Source organism: Caballeronia glathei, from assembly GCF_000698595.1.
GTDB classification, from domain to species: Bacteria; Pseudomonadota; Gammaproteobacteria; order Burkholderiales; family Burkholderiaceae; genus Caballeronia; species Caballeronia glathei.
In genome coordinates this window covers 1-645 of the sequence record NZ_JFHC01000278.1, presented here as the reverse complement: position 1 = coordinate 645, position 645 = coordinate 1, and the positions used below count along the sequence as shown (strand labels likewise).

Genomic DNA, 645 nt, shown 5'->3' with positions numbered 1-645 from the left:
GCCGCTGCAGGTGGTCGGTGCGATCACCGCGTACGCCGCGAAAATGGCCGAAGCGGTCGGCTTCAAGGCGGTCTATCTGTCGGGCGGCGGCGTGGCCGCGAATTCGCTCGGCATCCCCGATCTCGGCATCAGCACGATGGACGACGTGCTCATCGACGCACGCCGCATCACCGACGCGACGAACCTGCCGCTGCTCGTCGATATCGATACCGGCTGGGGCGGCGCCTTCAACATCGCGCGCACGGTGAAGTCGTTCATCAAGGCGGGCGTGGCCGCGGTGCATATCCAGGACCAGGTCGGGCAGAAGCGCTGCGGCCATCGTCCGGGCAAGGAAGTCGTGCCGGCGGGCGAGATGGTGGATCGCGTGAAGGCGGCCGTCGATGCACGCACCGACGAGCACTTCGTCATCATGGCGCGCACCGATGCGGCCGCGTCCGAAGGCATCGATGCCGCGATCGAACGCGCGGTCGCCTATGTCGAAGCGGGCGCCGACATGATTTTCCCCGAAGCGATGCACTCGCTCGACGACTATCGCCGCTTCAAGGCCGCGGTGCGCGTGCCGATCCTCGCGAACCTCACCGAGTTCGGCTCGACGCCGCTCTTCACTGTCGACGAACTGAAAGACGCGAACGTCGATATCGCGCT

Annotated in this window: 1 protein-coding gene; it reads left to right on the top strand. The window is 66.4% G+C overall.

The annotated features are described in order from the left end of the window. On the top strand, window positions 1–645 hold a 645-nt coding region (gene prpB / locus BG61_RS38765; RefSeq protein WP_035943793.1), incomplete at both ends, for a methylisocitrate lyase.